This is a genomic window from Halochromatium sp. (genome assembly GCF_054919635.1).
Window position 1 is genome coordinate 1 of record NZ_JBUDPI010000295.1, and the last position, 4,755, is coordinate 4,755.

General features: G+C 62.3%; 4 protein-coding genes. All 4 read right to left on the bottom strand.

Annotation, left to right across the window (positions count from 1 at the left end):
- Positions 1–1,245 (bottom strand): glutathione-disulfide reductase (gorA, locus tag ACY693_RS15155; RefSeq protein ID WP_462322648.1); only part of this gene is annotated, 1,245 nt, incomplete at its 3' end.
- A gap of 119 nt (positions 1,246–1,364) precedes the next feature.
- On the bottom strand, positions 1,365–2,102 hold the full coding sequence (locus ACY693_RS15160) for a glutathione peroxidase (RefSeq protein ID WP_462322651.1): 738 nt from the start codon (positions 2,100–2,102) through the stop codon (positions 1,365–1,367).
- Positions 2,103–2,524: 422 nt separating this feature from the next.
- Positions 2,525–2,683, bottom strand: coding sequence for a hypothetical protein (locus tag ACY693_RS15165; protein WP_462322649.1), 159 nt, complete (start codon positions 2,681–2,683; stop codon positions 2,525–2,527).
- A gap of 133 nt (positions 2,684–2,816) precedes the next feature.
- On the bottom strand, positions 2,817–4,451 hold the full coding sequence (locus tag ACY693_RS15170; RefSeq protein WP_462322650.1) for an alpha-D-glucose phosphate-specific phosphoglucomutase: 1,635 nt from the start codon (positions 4,449–4,451) through the stop codon (positions 2,817–2,819).
- Between the last annotated feature and the right edge of the window lie 304 nt (positions 4,452–4,755).

A 4,755-nucleotide genomic window follows, 5' to 3' on the forward strand; every position in this document is an offset into this window, starting at 1 on the left:
GCCTTGCAGCATCTCATCGACCCCGTCGCCGACCATATGGATGCCGGCCACGCGCTCGTTGTCGCCGACACAGACCAGCTTCATCGCGGTGCGTGGCTCGCGCTTGTTGAGCGCATATTTCATCGGCGTGAAGGTGGTCTGATAGATAGTGACCTTCTCGCCGGTCTCGCGCGCCTGTGCCTCGGTCATGCCAACCGCGCCAGCTGGCGGATGGGCAAAGACCACGGTGGGGATGTTCTCGTAGTCGAGATGCCGCTCGGGCTGGTCATTGAACAGCCGGTCGGCGAGCCGACGTCCCGCGGCGATGGCCACCGGCGTCAGCGGCGCACGGCCGGTGATGTCGCCAAGCGCATAGACACCGGCCACATTGGTGTTCTGATAGGCATCGGTCGGGATAACGCCGTTAGGCAGGTGCTCGATCTCGGTTGCCTCGAGGTTGAGGGCGGCGGTATTGGCGCGCCGACCAACCGCCCAGAGCGCGGTGTCGAACCCGGTCAGCGCGTTGCCGTCCCGGTCGATCACCGCGATGCCATCATCCCGTTGCTCGAGCGAGCCGACCGCGAAGGGCAGGTTGAGCTTGATCCCCTCATGCTCCAGGTTGTGCTTGACGGTCTCGCTGATCAGCGGGTCGAAGGTCTCGAGCACCTTTGGCTCGAGCGCGACCATGGTGACCTCGGAGCCGAGCGAGTTGAGGATGCCGGCCAGCTCGACGCCGATATAGCCGCCGCCGATCACGCAGACCCGCTTCGGCGGCTGCTCGAGCTTGAAGAAGCCATCGGAGGTGATGCCGAGCTCATGGCCCGGCACGGGCGGCACGATCGGTTGTCCGCCGGTGGCAATCGCGATGTGCTCAGCGCTGTATCGCTCGCCATCGACCTCGATGGTCTTGTTGTCGACGAAGCGGGCCTTGCCCTTGATCAGGGTGATGCCGAGCCTCTCGACATAACCGTTCCAGTACTCGCGGATGCCGTCGATCATGCCGTCGCGACCCTTGACCAGCGTCGGCCAGTCGATCGCCGAGATCTCGGCCTGAACGCCCAGCTCGGGCGCGTCGCGCACCGATTGGGCGATCTCGGAGGCATACCACATCAGCTTCTTCGGCACACAGCCGACATTGACGCAGGTGCCGCCGATCAGATTGGATTCGACGATGGCGGTGCGCTTGCCGTAAGCGGCGGCCTTCTCGGCGATGGCAAGCCCGCCGCTGCCGCCGCCGATGGCGATGAGATCAAAATGATTGTCCATAGGGGTCTCCTAGTCTGAATGGTGTCCAAACGAAACAGCCGCTAGGCAGATGCACCAGCGGCTGTCGGTTCCGATCCAAGCGCCCGTGACGCTAGGCACTAACCTGGTTCAGACAAGACTCAGCGGTTGGCCATCCACTTCTCGAGGTCGTCAGAGCCACCGATCTTGGTGCCATTGATGAAGACCTGGGGCACGCTGGTCGCATTGGCGACGGCACGCAGGGTCTCTTCGGTGTAGTCCTTGTTCAGCACCAGTTCCTCATACTGCATGCCGGCATCGACCAGCATCGCCTTGGCCTTGGCGCAGAACGGGCAGCCGGGGCGGGTGAAGACGGTGATATCGGCCGGCTTGGCGGCATTCGGCGCGATGTAATCGAGCATGGTGTCGGCGTCGGAGACGTGGAAGGGGTCGCCCGGCTCCTCCGGCTCGATGAACATCTTCTCAATGGTGCCGTCCTTGACCAGCATCGAGTAGCGCCAGGAGCGCTTGCCAAAGCCCAGGTCGTCCTTATCGACAAGCAGCCCCATGCCCTCGGTGAACTCGCCGTTACCGTCCGGGATGAAGGTCAGGTTCTCGGCGTTCTCGTCCTCCTTCCAAGCGTTCATGACGAAGCCATCATTGACCGACATGCAGATGATGTCGTCAACGCCAGCGGCCTTCAGTGCCGGTGCCAACTGGTTGAAGCGGGGCACATGGGTCGAGGAGCAGGTCGGGGTGAAGGCGCCAGGCAGCGAGAACACGACCACGGTCTTGCCCTTGAACAGGTCGTCGGTGGTGACGTCCTTCCAGTCATGATCGGTACGGGTACGGAAGGTGACGTTCGGGACTTTCTGGCCGGTGCGATCTTGCAGCATCAGGGTTACTCCGTGCGGGGTTGGGTTGAAGCCAATGTCGATAAAGGATTTGAGCAGGGCGTTGTCCGGCTCGGCTCACAGAATGGGGCAAAAACCGCGCGCATCCAAATGGATTCTTCGGATGACAGCGATCGGGATTACCGATCACCCCCTGCTCTTGCGGTTGCAAACCACTATCGTGGGCATCGTTTTCGGCCCAAACTGAGGTCAATGCGGAAGGCTTGACCAAAAGAATTGGCCCTGCCGGTCTCCCAGGCAGGGCCAATCTAGACTGAGTGAGCGATGCCGCCGCTCGAAGGTGACCTTGCGAGCTCAGTAGCGCTGTCTCGGGATGGTCGACCCGCTAGGCGGATTCGAGCACTGGTCTGGCGACACCGATCACCTCCGGCGGTCAGGGGCATGGCGATCGGGTCACCAGGACAGACTTACGCGAGTGGTTGAGCGGGCATGACGACCGCTGCACTCTCGCCCTTCTTCTTGTCACCACAGCTCTTACCGTCGCCGGCGACAGCGCTACCGGCGCCAAGGATCAGGGTGAGACCGAAAAGCAGGGCCGTCGCCAAGGTTGCAGTACGCAGGTTCATGAGCATTCACTCCACGCGATGATCGCGATTGATGTTAATCATGGCGGGATGTCGCGAGGACATCTCCGACGTCAGATAGATAAGACCGACGGCTGTGCAGCGCAACCCCACTGTCATTGCCGAATCCTGTTGCTCAGGTGATCACATCTGGCTCGGTGCGGCCAGTACGCGCCTCGATCTGCGCTAGCTCACGAGCGATCAGGATCAACGGCGCGAGGGCCTCCTGCACGGGCCGATCGTGGCGCGCGCTGTCGGCTTCGTACTGCTCGATGTAGACACGCAACGTCGCACCCTGGGTGCCGGTGCCGGAGAGCCGCAGCACGATCCGCGAGCCGTCCTCGAAGCCGATGCGGATGCCTTGATGCTTGGCGACGCTACCATCAATCGGGTCGGTGTAGGCAAAGTCATCGGCAAAGGCGACCTTGAAGTCGCCGAGCTGTTGACCGGGCAGGCTCGGCAGCAGGATATACAGGTGCTTGACCAAGCCATCGGCGGCCGTGCTGTCGACGCCCTCGTAATCGTGGCGGGTGTAATAGTGGCGCCCGAAACGACGCCAATGCTCGCGCACGATCTCGGCGACCGATTGACGCTTCACCGCGAGCAGGTTGAGCCAGAACAGCACCGCCCAGAGACCGTCCTTCTCGCGCACATGGTCGGAGCCGGTGCCGAAGCTCTCCTCACCGCAGAGGGTGATCTTGCCCGCGTCGAGCAGGTTGCCAAAGAATTTCCAGCCTGTCGGGGTCTCGAAGCAGGCGACGCCGAGCGCCTCGGCGACACGATCCGCGGCTTGGCTAGTCGGCATCGAGCGGGCGACCCCGCTGATACCCTGCTTGTAGCCGGGTGCCAGCTGCGCATTGGCCGCAAGCACGGCTAGACTGTCGCTGGGGGTGACAAAGAAGTCACGTCCGAGCACCATATTGCGGTCGCCGTCACCGTCGGAGGCGGCGCCGAAGTCGAGGGCCTCTGCGCCGCTTGTGAGCTCGACCAGCTCATGCGCATGGACGAGGTTCGGGTCCGGATGATCGCCGCCGAAGTCCTCCAGCGGTATTCCATTCATCACAGTGTCGGGCTCGGCGCCAAGGCGATGCTCCAGGATCTCGATGGCGTAAGGGCCTGTGACAGCATGCATGGCGTCGAAACGCATCCTGAAGCTGCCCGAGCTGAACAATGCTTGGATGGCGTCGAAGTCGAACAGGCTTGCCATCAGGTCGGCATAGTCGGCGACCGGGTCGATGACCTGGACCTGCGTCTCGCCAAGGCGGCACTCGCCGATCTGATCCAGATCGACCGGATCGGCCTCGATGATCTGGTACTGGTCGATGCGCTGGGTGCGCTCGTAGATGGCGTTGGTCACCGATTCCGGCGCCGGTCCACCGGCATCGATATTGAACTTGATGCCGAAGTCTTCGCTCGGCCCGCCGGGATTATGACTCGCCGAGAGGATGATCCCGCCCTGGGTCTGGTACTTTCGGATGATGCAAGATGCCGCTGGTGTCGATAGGATGCCGCCCTTGCCGACAAGCACGCGCGACACGTCGTTCGCCGCCGCCATGCGCAGGATGACCTGAATGGCCTCGCGGTTGTAGAAGCGCCCGTCACCGCCAAGCACCAGGGTGCCACCACGGAGCTTGATCTGGGTGTCGAAGATGGCCTGGACGAAATTCTCCAGATAGTGCGGCTGCTGGAAGGTGTTGACCTTCTTGCGCAGCCCCGAGGTCCCTGGCTTCTGGCCATCGAATGGCGTAGTGCTGATGACAGATGCTTGCATCGACATAACCCTTGATTTTGAGTTGGTTTGCCTCTAACACAGCGGCGCCGGCGAGGCCTGAGCACCGCGATTGTAACGAGAGCGGCCGGCCCGCGACTGATCAAATGACAACACTCAACCCCTAACCACAGGTGATCGACACCCATGACCGTTGATGCCCATAAGGAAACCCTCGAGTTCAAGGCGGAAGTGAGCCAGGTGCTGGACCTGGTGATCCGCTCGCTGTACTCGAACAAGGAGATCTTCCTACGCGAGCTGATCTCCAACGCCTCCGATGCCGCCGAGAAGCTGCGCTTCGAGTCGC